Origin of the sequence: Bradyrhizobium sp. 142, from assembly GCF_023074015.1 — a bacterium.
GTDB lineage: Bacteria > Pseudomonadota > Alphaproteobacteria > Rhizobiales > Xanthobacteraceae > Bradyrhizobium.
The window spans coordinates 1-1,379 of record NZ_JADPKQ010000055.1 but is presented as its reverse complement, the minus strand read 5'-3'; the positions used below and the strand labels follow the sequence as shown (position 1 = coordinate 1,379).

Below are 1,379 nucleotides of genomic sequence, written 5' to 3'. Positions count from 1 at the left end.
CTGGACTGCACCCCTGGAATGAGACACGATAATTTCTGTGACAGGCTCATTTCGAGGATGACCTGTGGCAGCAAAAGCAAAGAACCGTCAGTTTCCGACGGCGTTCAAATTGAAGGCGATCAAGCGTGCTGAAGGAGGCGAAGGCGTTCTGCCTGTGGCCCGCAAGCTTGGGATATCGCGCAAACTCCTGCATGACTGGATCAAGGCGTGGAAGGCCCACGGCCCCGAGGGGTTGAACCGCAAGCGCGGGCCGAAGCCTGGGCCCCGGAAGCTCAAGCCGCTGGACGTTGCAGAGAAGCGCTCTGCACTCGCCCAGGCGAGCGCCCGCATCGCCGAGCTCGAACGGCTGGTCGGCCGCCAGCAGATGGACATCGATTTTTTTCGAAAAGCCTTGCGCGCCTTGGAGCGGCCGGCAGCGCAAGGCAAACCCGCATCCGCATCATCGAAGTCATCGAAGCCATGACGCTGGAATCAGCCGGCTCGCCAGCCGATGTGCAGCGCCTGTGCAGGCTCGCAGGCCTGCCGCGCGCGACCTACTATCGGCACCTTGCCGGCCGCGGCGAAGAGGCGGATGAGTGCGAACTGCGTGACTTGATCCAGCGCATTTGCCTCAAGCATCGCTTCTACGGCTATCGGAGGGTGACCGCGACCCTCAGGCGGCAGGGCATGGTGGTGAATGCCAAGAAAGTTCAGCGGCTTATGCGCGAGGACAATCTCCTGGCCCAGCGCAAGGTGCCGTTCCTGAAGCCACCTGCCGACAGGCCTTCGGCCTTTCTCATCGTGCCCAATCTGGTGCGTGGCCTCGTGCCGTCAGCGCCCGACCAGATCTGGGTCGCCGACATCACCTATGTGCATCTCGCCAGAGCCTTCGTCTATCTTGCCGTCATTCTCGACGCCTTCTCGCGCAAGGCCGTCGGCTGGGCTTTGGAAAATACGCTTGATGCCTCGCTCGCCATTGCTGCGCTGAATACAGCCCTCGATGGCCGAAAGCCGCAACCCGGCAGCCTGATCCATCACTCCGATCGCGGCGTGCAATACGCCTCCATCGCCTACCGCCAGAGGCTAGCGGAACACGACATCACCATCAGCATGAGCAGACCCGGCAATCCCTTCGACAACGCCAAGGCCGAAAGCTTCATGAAGACGCTCAAGACCGAAGAGATCAACGGCAAGGCCTTCGTCGATCTCAGTGACGCCCGCCGCCGCATCGATGGCTTCATCGCAGAGGTCTACAACAAGGACCGGCTGCACTCGGCGCTCGGATACCAATCGCCCCTTGAGTTCGAAACCGCGTTCGCGCAAAACAAGGCACGATAACGCATCATGGCAACCGCACTGTCACAGAAATTATCGTGTCTCATTCCAGGGGTGCAGTCCAG

At 61.0% G+C, this 1,379-nt stretch carries 2 protein-coding genes; both read left to right on the top strand.

Annotated features, from left to right (window positions below; genetic code table 11):
• Nucleotides 1-64: 64 nt before the first annotated feature.
• Nucleotides 65-463, top strand: coding sequence for a transposase (locus IVA82_RS06175; RefSeq protein ID WP_247389040.1), 399 nt, complete (start codon nt 65-67; stop codon nt 461-463).
• A complete protein-coding gene (locus IVA82_RS06170) occupies nt 460-1,317 on the top strand; it encodes an IS3 family transposase (RefSeq protein ID WP_247389039.1) in 858 nt (285 codons plus the stop codon). Before IVA82_RS06175 ends, IVA82_RS06170 begins: the two co-directional genes overlap by 4 nt.
• Nucleotides 1,318-1,379 lie beyond the last annotated feature (62 nt).